Annotated in this window: 15 protein-coding genes; 10 read left to right on the top strand and 5 right to left on the bottom strand. The window is 57.7% G+C overall.

Annotation, left to right across the window (positions count from 1 at the left end):
- Positions 1-458: 458 nt before the first annotated feature.
- The 3 genes from NKI35_RS29730 to NKI35_RS29740 all read right to left on the bottom strand — a co-directional run bounded on the left by NKI35_RS29730 (position 459) and on the right by NKI35_RS29740 (position 4,353).
- The gene (locus tag NKI35_RS29730; protein WP_352500585.1) at positions 459-1,082 is read right to left on the bottom strand and encodes a hypothetical protein; all 624 of its coding nucleotides are present in this window, start codon (positions 1,080-1,082) and stop codon (positions 459-461) included.
- Positions 1,069-2,307, bottom strand: coding sequence for a putative hexosyltransferase (locus tag NKI35_RS29735; protein ID WP_352656084.1), 1,239 nt, complete (start codon positions 2,305-2,307; stop codon positions 1,069-1,071). Before NKI35_RS29735 ends, NKI35_RS29730 begins: the two co-directional genes overlap by 14 nt.
- A 1,503-nt stretch (positions 2,308-3,810) precedes the next feature.
- Positions 3,811-4,353, bottom strand: a complete 543-nt coding sequence (locus tag NKI35_RS29740; RefSeq protein WP_352742334.1) for a protein TonB — start codon at positions 4,351-4,353, stop codon at positions 3,811-3,813.
- Positions 4,354-4,981: 628 nt separating this feature from the next.
- Between NKI35_RS29740 and NKI35_RS29745 the strand changes: the two genes are divergently transcribed.
- From NKI35_RS29745 to NKI35_RS29755, 3 genes are all read left to right on the top strand, one after another.
- The gene (locus NKI35_RS29745; protein ID WP_352519029.1) at positions 4,982-5,212 is read left to right on the top strand and encodes a hypothetical protein; all 231 of its coding nucleotides are present in this window, start codon (positions 4,982-4,984) and stop codon (positions 5,210-5,212) included.
- Positions 5,212-5,454: a DUF982 domain-containing protein gene (locus NKI35_RS29750; protein ID WP_023669677.1), complete on the top strand. Its 243-nt coding sequence runs from the start codon at positions 5,212-5,214 to the stop codon at positions 5,452-5,454. Before NKI35_RS29745 ends, NKI35_RS29750 begins: the two co-directional genes overlap by 1 nt.
- Positions 5,455-5,613: 159 nt before the next feature.
- Positions 5,614-5,898: a PilZ domain-containing protein gene (locus tag NKI35_RS29755; RefSeq protein WP_286460937.1), complete on the top strand. Its 285-nt coding sequence runs from the start codon at positions 5,614-5,616 to the stop codon at positions 5,896-5,898.
- Positions 5,899-6,282: 384 nt separating this feature from the next.
- Here the strand turns inward: NKI35_RS29755 and NKI35_RS29760 are convergent, their stop codons facing one another.
- Positions 6,283-7,011 (bottom strand): Crp/Fnr family transcriptional regulator, encoded by a 729-nt coding sequence (locus NKI35_RS29760; RefSeq protein WP_352625098.1) that lies wholly within the window; start codon positions 7,009-7,011, stop codon positions 6,283-6,285.
- Positions 7,012-7,474: 463 nt separating this feature from the next.
- Between NKI35_RS29760 and NKI35_RS29765 the strand changes: the two genes are divergently transcribed.
- From NKI35_RS29765 to NKI35_RS29785, 5 genes are all read left to right on the top strand, one after another.
- Positions 7,475-7,699: a response regulator gene (locus NKI35_RS29765; protein WP_352742337.1), complete on the top strand. Its 225-nt coding sequence runs from the start codon at positions 7,475-7,477 to the stop codon at positions 7,697-7,699.
- A gap of 820 nt (positions 7,700-8,519) precedes the next feature.
- Complete coding sequence (locus NKI35_RS29770) at positions 8,520-8,807, top strand: AraC family transcriptional regulator (RefSeq protein WP_502897190.1); 288 nt, start codon at positions 8,520-8,522, stop codon at positions 8,805-8,807.
- 108 nt (positions 8,808-8,915) lie between these two features.
- The gene (locus tag NKI35_RS29775) at positions 8,916-12,785 is read left to right on the top strand and encodes a GAF domain-containing protein (RefSeq protein ID WP_352742341.1); all 3,870 of its coding nucleotides are present in this window, start codon (positions 8,916-8,918) and stop codon (positions 12,783-12,785) included.
- A gap of 17 nt (positions 12,786-12,802) precedes the next feature.
- A complete protein-coding gene (locus NKI35_RS29780; protein ID WP_023817350.1) occupies positions 12,803-13,198 on the top strand; it encodes an Hpt domain-containing protein in 396 nt (131 codons plus the stop codon).
- Positions 13,167-14,774, top strand: a complete 1,608-nt coding sequence (locus NKI35_RS29785; RefSeq protein WP_352742343.1) for a response regulator — start codon at positions 13,167-13,169, stop codon at positions 14,772-14,774. The genes NKI35_RS29780 and NKI35_RS29785 overlap by 32 nt, the downstream gene beginning before the upstream one ends.
- Before the next feature lie 683 nt (positions 14,775-15,457).
- Here NKI35_RS29785 and NKI35_RS29790 read toward each other — a convergent pair.
- Positions 15,458-15,742 carry a hypothetical protein gene (locus NKI35_RS29790; RefSeq protein ID WP_352742345.1) on the bottom strand — a complete coding sequence of 95 codons (285 nt, stop codon included), beginning with the start codon at positions 15,740-15,742 and terminating at the stop codon, positions 15,458-15,460.
- Positions 15,743-15,839: 97 nt separating this feature from the next.
- On the opposite strand from NKI35_RS29790, the gene NKI35_RS29795 reads away from it, so the two are divergent.
- Both NKI35_RS29795 and NKI35_RS29800 read left to right on the top strand, forming a co-directional pair.
- A complete protein-coding gene (locus NKI35_RS29795) occupies positions 15,840-17,045 on the top strand; it encodes a pilus assembly protein TadG-related protein (RefSeq protein ID WP_352742347.1) in 1,206 nt (401 codons plus the stop codon).
- Between the two features lie 67 nt (positions 17,046-17,112).
- Positions 17,113-17,479: pilus assembly protein (locus NKI35_RS29800; protein WP_245261973.1), on the top strand; the 367-nt coding region annotated here is incomplete at its 3' end.

Raw genomic sequence — 17,479 nt, forward strand, 5'->3', positions numbered from 1 at the left:
GAAAGATTCGTTCTACCAGGACGACGTGACGATCAGTGATGTGCCCTCTACGCAGGGTGGTGATCACCGAATGGTTTGTCGCCGCAGACAAGCCCTAATTTCATTAATCTTCCGTTCCGAAGGGAGCCCTGCGTCCCGTACCGATCAGCCGTTCGAGGCGAACGACGCGCAAAAGAAAACGTGACCCCGGCGGACGCTGCGCAGTGCCGCAATCCCGGCGACCAATGATCTCGAGCCCGCCGCGCTCTACCCTATCGCGATTGGCTGCCGGCCAGTGGCGAGGAGGCACGCGACGGCTCTCCTCCATCCGGGAGGTGCAGGCACATGGATGATCACGGAACTGTTGTGCTGCTGAAATAGGGCAACTCCAGAAAGTCGTGAAGCGGTGTTCCTTCCGGAATTGCGTTAAATAAAGAGTTAGAGCACTTCACCGTTTGCACAAAACGGTGAAGTGCTCTCTAGCCGGCGTCGAGCCGAAACGATACCAATTTAATAGCGCGTTTGTAGATCTTGCTGGCGGCTGGGCTTGGCGGAATCCCGTCGCGATAATCGAAAGTCACTTCGAGTACCTTTGCGCTAGCAAACGCTGCGTGCGGGATCGCGAACGAGATCGTCGTCGGGTCTTTGCTCGACAGTGTTACCTCGTGTACGCGAACTCCGTTCACCGAGATGATTACCCTTTGGGTGGTCTGTGGTGGACGAATGACGGCGGACATTTGTAGCGTTGCCGTAAGCTCGTCGCGAAGCTGAGGTATTTCCAGTCTCAACCGAGAGGTCTCGCCCAGCGAATGGGTTCCGTCGGCTACCGGGCCCGACCAACCGCAGACCATCATGCCGGCTGCTTGTTTGGCGCCGTCGGATCGAAACGATACCGTCTGGCCAGGAGTGTAGCTGCCAACCGCATCGCGATTGAGGCACGTTGTCGTGCGATCGATGTAATAGGCCCGATAATCGGCGTTGACATCTGGATTGAGAGCGAGTGCGAGGATGATGATCTCGGACACGGCCAGAACCAACGCCAGCGCGTAGCCGCGAGTCGAGCCAGCACGGCCATAGAGTGACAGGCTGTCAGACCAGGGCAAGATAGCCTCCAATCCACGCCAAAGTCATGAAATAAGATGCGCTCAGGAAAAGAGCCAAAATCACCAGATAGGTCAGCTTCGATACCGACAGCAGCTCGGCAATCAACATCAGCAGCGGCGCAAGCCCAATGACGTATCTAACCATGGAAGCCAGGTTGGTGATCAACGGCAGGATGATGCTGCTCGCACAGAAGAGCGCAGCGCCATATCGCCTGCGGGCCGCCAGAACGACCGATAGGGTCAGCCCTATAATCGCTGCGAGCGCGCTCCATTGCGGCGCCGTGGGCAGCCAGCCTTTTGTCGGAACAGCAGCGAGACCGTCCCATAGAAAAAGGAGCGGATCGCCAGCAACCCGCCCAAACGCGCGCTGGACGTGCAAGAAAGCAAACCCGTCCCCGACAGTGAGATACAAAAAGAGCATGTAAGCAAACAGGCCGGCGGGCGAGATGAAGATAGCTACCAGCATATCCGGACGACCAAGGACCCACCGCGGGAAAGACACCGCCGACCCGCCCTGCTGGCGGTGCTGCTCGAACATTTTATTGACCATTGCAAACACAGCAAGGACCCCGACCAGCCTCGTTGCCGACAGCAAAGCGCATGTAACGCCAGCGGCCAGGTAGTTGGAGCGCTTGAGTGCCAAAAAGACGCACGACGTCAGGAGCACGAAAAGAGGTTCGGTAAGGAACGTGGTGAAGTGGAAGGAGAACGGCCCGCTAAGCAGAAAAGCGCAATACAGTATGTAAGCGCGGACGTTCTTCTCCAGAAGTGGCCATGCCACAAGGCAGGCGGCATAGCTGCACGCAGTCGAGGTGATCGTCGCGATCAGAATCGTGGAAAAAGGGAAAGCAAACCGAAGGGTCCTCACGAGCATGGGATACAATGGAAAGAAGCCCCAGCGTCCGACGTTGCTTTGGCCTGGAATGGGAAAACGCTCGTAGCCGTGTTCGGAAATGTCCACATACCACGCGCAGTCCCACCTGCAGAGCGCACGCGCATAAGCTTCGAAGCCTGGCACTGCCGAGACTGAATGGAATGCAGCATACCGAATGACAAGCCCGCTGATCATGAACAGGAGCGGAACCGAAGCGGCGATGACCCAAAGGCGACCGCCAGCGTTTGCGCGGGCCAAGTCTCCAAGCGCCAGTTGTGTCTCCACAGGTGAGGCCGCCAGACTCTCCGATGGCGAGCCTGTGTTCGCCTGCTCGATGGCGCTGCCAGCCATAAAAATCGGTCCCTCGAAAGCATCAAGATCATCAACCAGACTTGAAGCCCCGTCTGCGACTGAACTTAAGGATCAACGATGCCGCGCCGCTTCGGTTCCTTCTGCAGCAGGAAGTCCTTGAGTCAGGTCGACCGATCACACCAGCCGAGGAAGGGAGCGATATTCGCGCTTCAACGGCACCGTTTCCTCGCAATGGGCGACCTTCTTCATCGACATGCATGGCTGGGCGGCCGACGCTGGGTACCCCTCCGGTGAGGGCCGCCTTGAAGGCGATCTCGCCATCCGCCAAGCCTTTGAATCGGATGTGCTTCCGCCGACCAGATCGAGGAAGTCGTTGCCCCAAACATCCATACCGACGATGCGCCAACGGCCGGCAAAGGCCTTCGGGAACCTTGGCCATCAGCCGGTCTCCGCCAAAAAATCGCGCCATTGACACTCAGGCACACCCGTTTCCTTGACTAGGTTTCGGCAGCAGAGCGGAGAACGTCGGCCTGTAACGCGGACACGGCAACAGGAGCCGGGTCGGCATCTTCCCTGCCTCGCGCCACGTCGTCGCGATGACGTTGACGGAAGGCGCTTCAGCAGTTCGCGTGAAGCCGCATTCTTTGTCGAGTTGTCCATCTCCCTGCGAAGTGCGGTGGTCCCGGCCATGGACCGCTGCCGAGATAGGAAGGTGGCCTGAAGGGCCGCCAGAGCGATATCCGTATGCGTTGCAACCATCGCAGCCACCCTCAAAAGCAATGGTAAACCCCACATAATACGCTCGCCGAAAACCTTACAGGGGTGCCGGGCCGATGCTATCTTCTCTCTTGTTCTGTCATCGCAATGAAGGACGACATGCTCGAGCACCCGTAGGACACCTATTGCATGGAAAAAGCTGTAGGCCTTTACAGGTGCCCGGGAAATCCGCCGTTTGCGTTGTGGAGCGGGACAAAGCAAGTTACCTGGCTCAGGCCGCCTACCGTGAAGCTGGGCACAAGCCCGACATCGAAGCATTGCCGTGGGAAGCTGACTACAGGGCTGCCAAACAAAGGAAGACCTGTTCTATCGTTGTCTCTCGCCCTTAGCACCGCGACATGATCAGTTTGCCAAGTGGTCGTTACGGCGGACGACCGCGTTGAGGATCGCTTCGTAGGCGCTGCTGTCGAGGCCGAGCACGTGCGCCTGGTCGAAAGCCATATGGCGCCGCTGCGGCAAAAAAGGCCGCATGTTGACAAAGTTTAACTTCGCTGCGGACCACAAGTGCGGTCCTTTAAATTAGCGGAAGCGAATATTTGCTTACCTCCTTCCTTTCTATGTCGGCGCTCTGGTCGCCCTCCTGGCTGCTGCCGGCCGCTTGCCCTCGCCTGCGGTTCGGTGGTCGTTGAAGCGCTCCGGCATCGCATTCGAGACCCAAGACTGGTGCGCATGGATCATGACATTCAATTCCGCTCTCTACAGGAACAAGTGCCTTTCCTGGAGATTGGGATTCGACGCCGCAACGGCGCCGAACCCATAGGAGACTCACATGAAACGTAAGATTTTGACAGCTACAGCGATCTCTCTCTGTCTCGCCACCGCGGCCTTGGCGCAGTCGTCGGGAACATCCAGCGGCACGAACGGAACGTCCGGCTCATCAGCCGGGTCCAGTATGAGCTCTACGTCCGGCTCCGGCCAAAGCGGTATCCCGAGCGGCTGGGACAGCAAGCTCTCCGGCTCATTCTTCAGCGACGCCAATTCGGGAAGACTTCTGTCGCAGGATGAGATCCGCAAGAACTGGTCGTCCCTGAGCTCTGAACAGCAGGCACAGGTTCGCTCCGACTGCTCGAGGATGACGGCCAGTAACGGCACTGGCTCTGGCACAATGACCGGCACGTCAGGTAGCTCGGCTTCGACCGGCAGTGATACAACGGCGAGTATCGGCACCGGCTCTGGCACAGCCACCGGCACTTCAGGCAGCTCTGGTTCGACCGGCAGTAACACCACGGCCAGCAACAGCACTGGTTCGGGTACAACCACCGGCACGTCGGGATCCTTGAATACAGCTGGCGATACGACCGCCAGCACCAGCACGGGTCCGGGCGCGAACTCGGCTGCTCAAATGGCTTCGATGCAGCAGCTCTGCACTCAAGTCCAAGGGATGTGACTGAATGCTGGGGTCCGGGCCGGCTTGGCCGGAATAGATGAGGCCTTGAAGGCCCGGACATCGCTTTCGTTTGGTAACCATTTCGGCGCCGAAGTCGGCCGGCGATCGGGGTCAGAACTTCGCCTTGTTCCTGCCGTTGATGCTGGCAGTGCATCGAGGTTGGGCACGCTATTGGGGGGCCTGGGCTCTACCTGCGCGATTGCTGCAGGGAACGCTTGCCCTCCGTGCCAGCTCGAAGATTGGCGTTCGGCGTCATCGTCGCGCCACCTGAGAGTTCCACCCGTTGGTCGAGAGCATGGCGTTTCGGTCCCAGCCTCCCTCGTCCTGCTCCTCGGATCAGCGTGCGCCTCGGGTCGATGTCGTCGAGTTGAGGTGCACGGCTCCGAGACGCTCCGAGCACCGCCATCCGTCGCCACGATAACGAAGCGCAAATCGGTCGAAGGGAATTGCGCCCTAAACAACCTGCTTTGTACGTTTCCGGCACTTGCATTTTTCGGAAACTGACCCACAGAATAGCTGATTGAGGTTCTATCTCTCTGGGAGGGCGGGATGGACATTCAAGCACCTGTTCGGCCTGCACAGCGAACGGCCAAGGAGTTGGTTCGCGAGGTCCTGTTGGGTTCTCAACCGGGCAATATAATTTCCGTGAAGGCGACCATTGCAGCGGTGCGCGAGCGCGGCCATGATCTTCGTGAGACTGACTGCCAGTTGGTCGAAATGATCGTCAATTCAGCCTCCGTTTGGGGACTGTTCATCGCCTTTGACGTTCGAGAGGCTTGATGCCCCACCGTTGGTTCAACCCTCCGGTTTATGTGAAGACTGAGCGCCCGGGGCTTCGCCTTGGTGTCAACCGAGTTGATGCCGCCGCCGAGGAGCTACTAAAGTGGTCCAATCGTGGCCCCAAGTGGCGGCTGGCGGCCGAGGCTTGCCTATCTGCGATGGATGGCAAAATGCCCGGTAACGACTTCCGGCTGCTGTTCGAGGCCGCGGCTGATGAAGAGGAGATGCTGCTGCCGGATTGACACCGCTGGACGGGACCATTCGGGTCTGTTCGCGTCTGGTCGGCGAATTCACCAGCGCAACGGGCATCTATGCCGTCCGGCTACCGAGCGACGCCCCAGATGGACAGTTGTTCGTCGGTGGGCGTACCATAGGGCCGGGGGGTGACCGATGGAGGTCACATGGTTGATGAAGAGCATCGCCGCGAACGGAGGCAGCGGGTGCTTAAAGGCGCCTCAATCATCAGCGGAATTACAAACTCCGAGATCAGTTGCACCATTCGGAACCAAAACAGTGGCGGAGCTGAGCTCAAAGTCCCGGTGGAAGCGCGTGTCCCTGAGCGGTTCGTGCTTTACGTGCCGACCGACGGCGTTGCCTACCAAGCAGTCCTGCGGTGGCGCAGGAACGACCGAATTGGGGTTCAATTTATAGGAACGTTGCCAAAGCCGCGTCTCCACTATGGCTAAGCAGCTCCGGTGCATAGGCTTTGCGAAATTTGGACACTATCCGGCGCTCCGCACGTGTTTCGGGGCAGTCGTCCTTTCGAGGTTTCCCCCGGCGAACCTTCGCTTCAGGTCGACACGGTGAGAAGGCTGACGAGATCGCGGGAATATTCCTCGTCCAGATATTCAGCCGGAGCGCCCGCACCGTTCAGGTTTCGTCGGGTTCCTTCCTAAGGCCGTATCTTTGAGAAGTGATTCCGTTACTAGGTCATTCTGCGGTTCAGTTCTCAAGCAGCGATCGACATCGTGTGGGAGTGCATGTTCTAGAGCAGATTCGGTTTCAAGTATCGCGAGGGGTTGGGTCAGCGGCTGGTGAGCGACCCAGCAGCCTCAGAAACCGGCACCCGTTTACGCAGCCCTTTGGTGCAGATAGGTAGAGTCAAAATCTGCGGCGCGAACGAGCCCTGCCCAGTCGCTCGCCTGAAAACGCGGCCCGACGGTGGATATCAGACCATCGCGTCTAAGGTCCTGGAGCACTCGGTTCACGTGCACGGTGGAGAGGCCAACTGCGTCGCCAAGTGCAGCCTGCGTTATGGGGAGATAGGCCACATGATCTTCAATGCGACCTACCGAGCGAAGGCGGACAATGAGTTCGCAAAAAATGTGAGCGATACGAGAGTAGGCGTCGCGCCTTCCGACGTTGGTGACCCACTCTCGATAGATCGCCGCATCGATCACAGTGGAGCGCCAAAACACTCTCGTTATCGAAGGGTGCTGGTCGCATATAGTGCGAAGAGCGTCGTGCCGCATAAAGCCCACCCGAGCGGGCATGAGAGGGGTGAAAGTGCAATCCATGACCGACAAATGCAAACCATGCAGGTCGGGAATGTCGCCCGGAACAAAAAAGGAGGAGATCTGACGCTTGCCCTCCCCGGTTAGTGTGGTCGACCCTATCAAGCCGTCAAGAACGACGAAGGAAAGGCTCGGCTTGTCGCCCTCGCGCAGAATGTCTTCGTTGGCCTGATATTCCTTCTCCTGAATCGAGATGTTCCCCAGAATGCCAATATCTGATTGTGCGAGTTCCGAGATGGTCTGGAGCTTGCGGATCAAGATGTTTGAAGAAGGAGCCTGTGCCATCAAGAACCCGTTCGGGTAGCCCACCAATTTGCTGTGGGCGCTAATGTTCTCGATGGCGGTAGGGCTGGCGACGTTAGATCGTGCTTGATGCCTTTGGACCAATTCGCTCCCAGCAGCGCTATCAACTCCAAGGCTTGCGCCTCCGTGATGTCAGTCTCGTCGATAAGCCTTTGGACAAGGCGACGCTCGGGCTCAGACATCATGCTGCCTAGGATCCTTCCCAACCGCTCAGAGACCTTCCTAACTTCAACATTTGATATAAGTTCCCGTCTAGTGGCTGTTTTTGCGAGAGGCCATCCCCTTCGAAGCCGCGCCCTCGGGATCACAGCCTTCTATCCCCGGATTAACAATGTTATTGCGCAAGGAACATTCGAGGCCTGGTGTTGAATTACTGAGCAATTACTCACGGGGGGCAGGGCTTTCAATGCCGTCGGGTTCCGTCCTGATCGTAGAGGATGAGAGCATGATCCTCTTAGACATCGAGAACTCCCTCCGCGAGGCCGGGTTCGAGGTGATCGCCGTCTTAAAGGGCCTTGAAGCCATTGCGACTTTTGATCGTGAGCCTGAGCGAGTTGCGGCTCTGCTGACAGATATCAGACTTGGAGACGGCCCTACCGGGTGGGATGTGGCCCGGCACCTCCGAGCCGCCAATCCTACCATGCCAGTGATATACATGAGTGGCGATTGATATACATGAGTGGCGATGGCGCGGACGACTGGCCGTCGCTTGGCGTACCCAACAGCCTGATGATCACCAAGCCGTTTGTTATGCCGCAGATCATTACCGGGCTGGCAACTCTCCTCAATCAAAAGGGAGTGGACCAACTCCCAGCCTCAGAATAGCTGCGGCTGGTAGCTAGCTGTTTGATCCCGAGCTCGAAGGAGAGGTGCTCAATGTCAGGCCCCGGTGAAGGGACCTTTCGCGACGGCGAGGGCCTGATTTGCGGCGCCCAACGAACTCTAACGCACTATCTCCGGCTGCTCGGCAAATACGAGCTCCGCGCGACGCCCTCATAGGAAGCCAGCCTGCCGACACTGCGATGCATCGCCAAGGCCTCCCGAAATGTGCGGCACATTCGGACGGCAAGCCAAAGATCGCCTTCGTCTACGTGGCCTTCTCGAAAGTGACGGATCACCGCCGGAGCAATGTGCTCTGCTTCTTCGCTCGCATGGTCGAAATTTCGCTCGGCACAAAGCCGCTCGAAGACCCGTTTGCAGGTCTGCAAATCAGCGGGGGAAAGGTATGGGTGATCAAGTCGGTTCAACATCGAGCGCCTCCCAAAACGCAGCGTGCAAGAACGTTCCCTCAGAAACGATTTAGAGATCGCAAGCGGCGGGAGTCAATGAATGGTTAAGGACGTACATTTCGGGTTTTCTCTCAGTTGAAATGTAAAAATCGAGGTGTGGCTTTGCTGGCGCCTTCAAAGCCCCGGAACACTCGAACGGTCCTAGCTTGATGTATGGGCGCTCGGAGAGGAGGTAACTCTCCTAAGGCGAAAGAAACACTAATGCCGGAGGGGGACGATCTACGTGTCGAGGCGGTGGCGAATGAAGTCGGCTACGAGGATGCGAGTTTTTTCGGGAGTCTCTTCCGCCGCAAAACTGGGCTGACGCCGGCGCAATATCGCATTCGTTTCAGTTCTCGGGCGAGCGCTGAGCCGCAATTGAATCTCAACTGTCGCGGCGCGATGCCCATGTTCCGCTCTGCGCCGCTTTTCGGCCACTCGTGGCAGCTTGGCCGCTACAAGAGCGGACATTTCTCGCGACAACTTGGAGGGGTGTCACTGCTGCAGTGAAGGCGCGGGCAAGGTACTGTCAATCACGCACTTGGCATGTAACAGTGTCTGCTAATAAGCGAGGGGCAGTTCGGCAAGGATGCCGCTCAAACTCTGAGCGGAATGTCGTTGGGGGAGAACGCCGACATGCAGTGTTCAGTCGAAACCGACCTCGCTGGTCGGCTCGAATCTGCGAACCGGTATATTGCCGAGTTGGAAATCGCCAAAGTATCTGCGGCATCCGAACTCAGCCGACTTTCCGTCGACAACAAGCGTCTGCTCGACCTCACCGAGGACCGGGCAAAAGAACTCGCGATCCTCAACAGCGTCGGCGAAGCAATGGCGAAGACGTTGAATGTCAAGACAGTGACCCGTATCGTCGGCGATAAGGTGCGCGAAATATTCGGTGCAGATGTTACGGAAATACTGTTGCGCGACGAGTCGTCTAATCTGATCACAGTACCGTACGCCTTTTCCAAGGACTATCAAGAGCCTGCACCATTTGCCATGGGCGAAGGGTTGACCTCCAGAGTCATATTGTCTGGCAAACCGCTCCTTATCGGCTCAGGCGATCGGGCGGATGAGTTGGGCGCTCTTACCCCTACAGAGGAGGACGAGACCGAGTCCTACCTAGGTGTGCCGATCATCGCCGGAGACAGAATTCTGGGCGTTGTCAGCGTGCAGAGCTATCAGCAGAACGCATTTAATGAAGATCATGTGCGTCTGTTGCAGGGGCTGTCATCCGGCATGGGCGTTGCCATCGCTAACGCACACCTGTTTGACGAGACCCAGCGCCTGCTGAAAATGATGGAGGCCCGCAACGCTGAACTGGCCTTCGTGAATGGCGTTCAGGAAGTGCTCGTCTCCGATGTGCAAATGCAGGCAATATATGACCAGATTGGCGACAAGATCCATGAGATTTTCGATGCCCAGGTAGTGGATATCGGACTTTTCAACCCGGACGACAACCTTCTGCATTTCCCGTATGCGATCGAGCGAAGCGTTCGCTTCCCCGATGAACCGATCCCGCTCGTTGGTTTTCGGAAGCATGTCATGGAGACGGGGCAACCATTGCTGATCAATGAGGGTCTCGTCACCGCGACCGAGAAATACGGCAACCCGCACGTGCTGCAGGGTGAGGCGGCGAAGTCGATCCTGTTCGTACCGATGATCATCGAAGGACGGGCGAAGGGCGTCATCTCGCTGCAAAACCTTGATCGCGAGCACGCCTTCAATGAATCCGACGTGAACCTGCTCACCACGATCGGCAATGCGACGTCAATTGCAGTTGAAAAGGCGAGGCTCTTCACCGAGACGCGGCGCCTGCTGCAAGTAACAGAGGACCGCGCAGCAGAATTGGCCATTCTCAATAACGTCGGCGAGGCCATGACGCAGTCACTGGATCTGGACACGGTTATTCGCCTCGTCGGCGACAAGGTGCGGGAGGCCTTCGGGACCGAGGTTAGTGAAATTTTGCTGCATGACAGCCAGTCCGGCCTAATCCATGTGCCTTATGCATACTTCAGGCAATATAGAGTTATTGACCCATTCCCGTTCGGCGTGGGTGTAGCGTCGAAAATCATAGATACAGGGCAACCGTTAATCTTCACGACTCTCGAGAGAGGAAAAGAACTTGGCGCGTTCTTTCCAGAGGAAAAGGACAGGACCGCATCTTACATTGGTGTGCCCATCAAGTCTGGTGAAAGAACGCTGGGGGTTATCAGTGTACAAAGCTACCAGGAGAATGCCTTTGATGAAAATGACGTACGCCTTCTGCAGACGGTCGCCTCCAACATGGGGGTCGCCATCGCTAACGCCCGCCTATTTAACGAAACACAGCGTCTGCTAAGAGTGACCGAGGCCCGGGCTGCTGAACTTGCCGCCATTGGAACGGTCAGTCAGGCGCTCATAGCGGAATCGGAACTTGACAGCACGATCCAGTTAATCGGCAATCAGATGCAAGAAATCTTTGATGCCGATATCGTCTACGTCGCTCTGCTCGACCCGGAAACCAAGCTAATCCATTTCCCTTATCAGTTTGGCGAAACCTCCACCACGATCACACTCGGTGAAGGTCTGACAAGCAAGATCATTGAGACTGGCGAGCCGCTGCTCATCAACCAGGATGTGAACGAGCGCAGCGCCCAGATCGGGGCTACCCCCGTCGGCAAGGATGCGCTGTCCTATCTCGGCGTTCCGATCAAGACAGCCAAAGGCACTGTGGGGGTGATTAGTGTGCAGAGCACTACGCAGGAGGGCATATTCACTGATGAGTCGCTGCGCTTGCTTTCTACCATCGCCGCCAACGCCGGTGCCGCCCTGCACAACGCGCAGCTCTTCACTGAGCTCAAACAGCTGTCCCTGGCGCTGCAGCAGGCAAAGGAGGCGGCCGAAGCTGCAAATGAGGCGAAGAGTTCTTTTCTGGCGACGATGAGCCACGAAATTCGCACGCCAATGAATGGCGTGATCGGAATGAGCAACTTGTTGCTTGGTACAAACCTGGATGCTGAACAACGCGAGATTAGCGAGACGATCTGCAATAGCGGCGAAGCACTGCTAACGATTATCAACGACATACTCGATTTCTCCAAGGTTGAGGCCGGCAAGCTAGAGCTCGATCCAAGTCCCTTCGAACTCCGGGAATGCCTTGAGAGCGCAATTGACCTGATAGCCTCCAAGGCCGCAGAGAAGGGGCTCGACCTGGCTTACGTGGTGGAGCCCGGTACTCCCGACGGAATTGTCGCAGACAGCACCAGACTGCGGCAGATTTTGCTCAATTTCCTCAACAACGCAGTGAAATTCACCGAACGAGGTGAAATTGTACTATCGGTCACGAAAGTTCCGCCTGCAGCTGAGGGCGCGGGGACAGCCCACCGCGGAAGCGAAGAGGGCTTGTCCACCCTGAAGTTTGCAGTACGCGATACCGGCATCGGTATTCCAGAGGACCGATTGGATCGATTGTTCAAATCTTTCAGCCAGGTCGATGCCTCGACGACGCGGCGCTACGGCGGAACTGGACTAGGGTTGGCGATCAGCAAACGCCTGGCAGAACTGATGGGCGGGGAGGTATGGGTGGAAAGTGTAGAAGGGTCGGGCACGACATTCTTCTTTACCATCCGCACTTCCGCCGCGCCCGCTCCCAGGCAGGCGCAAATGTCTGTGGCCAAAGTTGAACTCGCAGGCAAGCGGTTGCTGATCGTTGACGACAACGCAACCAACCGGCGCATCCTGTCTCTGCAAGCCCAATCCTGGGCCATGGTTCCACACACAACCGAATCGCCCCTTGACGCATTGCGCAGGATTTCCAGTGGCGAAAATTATGACGCCGTCGTGCTCGACATGAACATGCCAGAGATGGACGGCATAGAACTGGCCAAACGATTGCGTCTGCTTGGTCAAAGGGGTGACCTTCCACTGATATTGCTGAGTTCCCTTGTCCCTCTTGATGAGAAAAACAAGGCGGCTATCGAGAGCATCAAATTTGCGGCGATGCTTCCTAAGCCGATCAAGCCCTCGCCGCTCCTCAATGCTTTCATGTCGGTCTTTGCCGAGGCTCCATCGCGTTCGGCCAAGCGTGACCAGCCCAAGGGGCCGTCCCTAGATACTGAGATGGCCGCGAAATTGCCGTTACGGATCCTGCTGGTTGATGACAACATCACCAATCGGAAGATTGGCTCCAAGGTGCTCGAACGGCTTGGCTACAAGGCAGACTTGGCGGTCGATGGAGAGACGGCGATTTCGTCATTCGCCGAGGGACAACACGATGTCATCCTGATGGACATTGAGATGCCGGACATGGACGGGCTTGAAGCCACAAGGTTGATCCGCGCATCAGGCTCGGGGGATTCGCTGCAGCCCTTCATCGTGGCACTTACCGCCAATGCGATGGCCGGAGACCGAGAGCGGTACCTGGAAGCCGGGATGGATGACTATCTGAGCAAGCCGCTGCGCGTGGAGGAGTTGGTCGCCTCTCTGAAACGCGCTCCCAAGCACAACTGACGACAAAAGGTCTGGTCATGGCTGTGGCACAGGAAGCTCTCGACAAGCTCCTTGATCTCATAGGTGGGGATCAAGAATCTCTGGCGGAGCTCATTGAGAGTTTTCTGGATGAATCCCCGTTGCTCGTCGAGCAGATGCGCCAGGCTGCGGAGTCCGGCGACCGTTCAGGCCTTGGCCGCGCAGCACATACGCTGAAATCGAGCGCGCGGGACTTCGGCGCCAACCAACTTTCCGCGCTTTGCGAGGCGATGGAAAAATCCTGCCGCGACGGTCTGCCCAGCGAGGCCGCGACGGAGGTGAAACTCATTGCGGGGGAGTGTGATACGGCGAAGCAAGATCTCAGCTTGCGCCTTGCCGATCTGAAACGAGGGGGACAATTGAATGAGCGTAGTATCGGAGACTCAACCACCTGAGGCTCGCGCAGCTGAGGCTCGCCCACCAGAGGGTGCGCGCGTCCTGATAGTCGATGATTCAGGCACAGTGCGCCTGAAACTCAGCAAAGCGATCCAGTCGCTCGGCCATGAAACAACCGCTGTCGCAAGCGGCAAGCTGGCGCTTGAACAGGTTGCTCAGAATCCATTCGACCTCGTACTCCTTGATATAGTCATGCCGGAAATGGATGGTTTCGAGGTGCTCAAGGCGCTCAAGTCTTCGCGAGCCACTCGCGATCTGCCAGTGATCGTCATTTCGGCGCTCGATGAAGAAATGAGCAGCGTGATAAGCGCCATTGAGCTTGGCGCGGAAGACTTTCTGCCAAAGGACTTTGAACTCGCTCTACTCAAGGCACGTGTTGCAACCTGCATCGAGAAAAAAAGGCTCCGCGACGTTGAGACGGAATACCTGCGGCAGGTGGCCAAGCTGACCAGGGCGGCCGCCAGCTTGGAGACCGGACGATTCAATCCTTCAAAGCTTGGCATCCGCGATGTGGCAAGCCGCAGGGATGGTCTCGGCAAGCTTGCCACCGTGTTCGCGACAATGGCCCAGAAGGTCTATGAGCGAGAGCGAAAGATGCGACAGAATATTCGCACGTTTCGTGGCGCTCTGCTGCTGCTGGCATGTGGTGGGTTGTGGGGCATTGTCGTGCCACTTTCAAAGATGGCTTCGCTCGTTGAGGCCCATCCGGTCGGATTGGCAATCCTAATTGACACTATCGGAGCTGTCTTCTGCATCGGGATTTGTCTGAAGCGACGGACAATGCCGAGCCTCAAGGATCTCACGTGGGCGGATTACAAGTTCATCCTTGGTTTTGCATTCATTAGTTCGGTGATCAACCAGGTCCTCGTCTATTGGGTGGCAAGCAAGCTCCCAGCTTCTATCGTCTCCATTGTCATCGTGCTCGAGGGATTTGCTGTCTTCTTATTCGCCGCTCTGATGCGGACCGAAGCCCCAAATGTGAAGCGCTTTTTAGGACTTGGATTGGGTCTCGCCGGCATCTTCATCATCCTCCTCTACGGAGAGCCCGGACAAATGGCCACCGGTTGGGTGTGGCTTGTCATTGCTCTTGTGATTCCCGTCACTTACGCGGTCGAGGATATCTATCTATCGGAGTCTAAGCCTGCCAACATCAATAACGTTGCCCTGTTCGGCATCACGCTCGTTGTCTCGGTTTTTATGCTGATCCCACTTGCCGCTTTTTATCAGGACTTCATGCCATTTGATCTAGTGGCCGGTCGGCTTGGCGTCATCGTCTTGCTGATGGCTGCCGCTGGCAATTTGGCGATGCTGCTTTTCATTCAGTTGATCTCCAGCACCGGTGCTGTTTTCGCAAGCCAGAACGCCTATGCTGGAACAGCAGCCGGCATAGGCTGGAGTATGCTGTTACTTGGAGAGGCAATACCAGTTGTCACATGGGCCTCGCTGGCACTGGTCATCATCGGTCTTCTGATGGTCGAGCCCAAGCAGGAGGCTGAGGAAGAACCCCCGTTGCTTGATGACTCACTGGAGGAATTTGTGCCGCGGCTTGATCTGCTGCCTTTACCTTCGAAATGAAGGATCGGAGCCGCAACGGTATTAGCTCGATCACCGCACATCGTCCGTTTGACACTCCAAATAGTCGTTCTGGGCAAGATTACTTGACCGGCTCCAGGAATGTGCCTGAGTGCCTCGAGTGGCAAAGAGGGGTCGGAAATTCACACGGTTGGCTTTGCGATCGAACGTCGGCTAACCTTGAGGGATGCCCGAAACCCGCCATTCCGCTCCCGGCCCAAAACCTGCCTGGCGGGTTTGCGCCTCATTGCGGTCGTTCAGCCCTTCAGCAAGCCTCCCCAAAAAGCAGACAGTCAGGCTGATGCGAATTCGATGGCGGGTACGCGCCCTCAAATTGGGCGTTCGCGATCAGGCGAGCATCACCCGATAGCGGTCCTTCGTTTCGGGCAAGCTGTCGGGAGGCGTCGATGGAGCCTTCGGGGGTACCACGCCGGATAACAGTTGCCCTAACCGGGTTCGGCGCGTGACAATCGCGGTACGAACGTCCACCTGAGTCCCCATCCATGCCTCGACCTCGTGTCAAGAAAGGTTCTGCTCCGCCGCGCGGCGTCACCCCGCCGAGCGCGGTCTCGCCGTCCCTACAACGCGAGCGTCTGTTGCCCATGCTCGCCGTGGGCAGCGTGAAGTTCGAGGAACTGTGCTGCGACCTTTTGAGGAAAGAATTCAAGGACGCACAACGCAGCTCGCTAAAGCGGAAACGCGGTGTCGCCCAGTACGGCGTCGACGTGGAAGGCTTCGATCTCGACGCGGAGCCGTTCGTTGTCATCTCGGCCAAATGCTACGCGGACATACGCGGGAGCTAACTGGGACCGTGGGTCAAGGAGTTCACTGACAATCTGGGCGACCACTGGAAGGACAAGCGGGTAAAACATTTCGTGTTGGCGGTCTCGCACGAGTGCAACGACGACGAGATCAACGATGCCGTACTCCGGATGACTTCCGAGCTGAAGCCAGCGGGCATACAGTTCCATCTTTGGCATTCTCACAAGATCACCGAACTGATGAAGGACGATCCCGTGGTTTCTAATACATATGGCATCCGACGCGTTCACCCGGATTTGGTTTGCTTTGAGCCGCCTAAGGCGCGCCACGAACGGTAACGTTGCCGTCATCGTTGCCTTCACCTTGCCGGTCGTGGTTGGCGGCGCCGGCCTCGGTGTGGAGACATCCTTTTGGTATTACAGCAGCCTTAAGCTGCAGGCCGTTGCCGATGCCGCGGCCTATGCCGGTGCGCTCGAGAAAGTCGCGGGTTCCGATAACCCGACCATCATCGCCGCCGCCACGCAGTCCGCGACCTCGAACAATTTTGCCACGCCGGGCACGATCCAGGTCAACACGCCGCCATTGTCCGGCCCGAACACCGCGAAGAAGGCAGTGGAGGTCATCGTCAAGCAGAACCTCGACCGCTACTTCACGGCGATTTTCAACCAGGCGCCCGTTGCCGAACAAGCAAGAGCGGTGGCGCTGATCAATGACGCCTCCAAGGCTTGCGTGCTGGCGCTCAGTCCGTCGGCCTCCCAGGCTGCGCTCTTTTCCGGCAACACCACCGTCAACCTCACCGGCTGTTCGGTCATGTCGGACTCGATTGCCTCGGACGCCATAAAGACGCAGGGCTCGGCGGTGCTCAAGGCCGACTGCCTGATCACGGTCGGCGGCATGGTGCTGAACAATCCAGCGACCACAGTCTGCAACTCCAACATCACCCGAGCCTTGCCGGCAGCCGATCCTTTCTCCGGCTTGGCGACGCCGACAGCCGGCAACCCTTGCAAGAATGTCAACGGCAACAAGACGTCGCAAACACTCCAGCCTGGCACCTACTGTAGCGGCATGAGCCTCAGCGGCAACGTCACCCTGCAGCCCGGCGTCTACGTCGTGCAGGGCGGTATGAAGGTCAACGCCAACGCGGTCGTCGCCGGCAGCGGGGTAACCATCTTCATGGCAGGCAGCAACACCGTCAGCATGAACGGCAACGCCAAGGTGACGCTGAGCGCGCCTACCTCCGGAGCCTATTCCGGCGTGCTGTTCTACGGCGACAGGACCGGGACTGCGGCACAGAGCACCTTCAACGGCACAGCGGACTCGCTTTTGACCGGCGCCATCTATTTTCCCAAGCAGCAGGTCAACTACCTTGGCAACTTCTCGGGGAACGGTGGCTGCACTCAGGTCGTCGCCGACACTATCCAGTGGTCAGGCAGTACGACGATCAAGCAGAACTGCAAAGGCCTCGGGATGGACGACATTCCGGCGGCACTGTCCGTTCAGCTTGTCGAGTAGCGGGATGGGTGGGCGGACCTTGCGCATTGTCCGGGACAAATCCGGGATAGCCGCCGTGGAGTTTGCCATGTTGCTGCCCGTCCTGTGCTTGGTCTGCCTCGGCATCGCCGATGGCTGGTCCTACGTGACGAGTTACCTGCAGATGCGCGCAGGCGTCAAAACCGCGGCCAATCTCGTGATGGCCGGCGCGTCCAATGACACCGGGACGCAGGCGGTCGCGCTTTCGAGCTGGAACGACAAGCCCGAGGACGCCGCGGTCGTGCTGGTCCGCTCCTATTTGTGCGGCGCCACGGTCGTGGATGAGACCACCATCTGCGGCGGAAAGAAAATCTTCGTCCAGATAACGGCGACGGGCACCTGGGTGCCCCCGTTTAACTTCGGTGTCTTCCCGGACCCGCGCGCGATCAGTCATCAGCAGGTGATCCGTGTCCGCT

Source organism: Mesorhizobium sp. M0676 (assembly GCF_040320535.1).
In the GTDB taxonomy this organism is placed as follows: domain Bacteria; phylum Pseudomonadota; class Alphaproteobacteria; order Rhizobiales; family Rhizobiaceae; genus Mesorhizobium.